We start from the raw sequence: 763 nt of genomic DNA on the forward strand, positions 1-763 counted from the left end.
ATTATGTTTAGCTGTACATTACCTGTTTGAACCTAAGCATCACTACTTAGATTCGTGCTGTTGTTTCCAATCTTTCAAAGAACTTGTGACTTGCTGATAGTTATTAACCATGAGCGTTTAGTCGTTGTTGATGTGTGAGATCCGATCTCTGTGGCTCTTTAGCCGTACATCTTTTGTTATTTTTAGAAGAACTTTTTYGTGTCGTTTGCGTTGGGGTTGCAAAGGTAGTGATCTTTTATTTAATCACCAAAACTTTTACAACATTTTTTATATTTAATTATCTCAGTTTGAATGATTTATATATTGGGAAAGTGCATTTTAACCTTCTGATAATCAACCCATTATTTTGCAAAGAACTGTAGCTTTTTGAGCGGACGGCAAAGATATGATCTTTATCATTCGCAGCAAAAATTATTTCAACTTAATTGCTTATTTATTTTCTCTATGTCAATTTGATATTAAGCACCTGGCTTAAGTGTGTTTCCTTATCGGAAACGTTGATGACACTATAGAAAGTGTAAGTGGTAGGTTGTTGCCTAGCCTGGTGTGTCATCGTGTTTAGCAGTGACCTGCTCTCTGTGTATCAAGTTATTCTGAGATCTGCTCTTTAGCAGACATCCTCTACTCTTAAAGAAAGAAAAAGCCTTAGTGCATAAACACTAAGGCTTCTCTTAATAAGTATGGCAGCTACCTACTCTCCCGCATTGTTGTGCAGTACCATCGGCCATGAGGGGCTTAACTTCTCTGTTCGGAATGGGAAGAG

1 rRNA gene is annotated in these 763 nt (G+C 37.0%); it reads right to left on the reverse strand.

The annotated features are described in order from the left end of the window. Positions 1-678: 678 nt before the first annotated feature. Positions 679-763 (reverse strand): 5S ribosomal RNA (gene rrf, locus AC1DCV_RS35720); the annotation flags it as partial.

The sequence above is a fragment of the Chitinophaga sp. 10T418 genome, assembly GCF_056394125.1.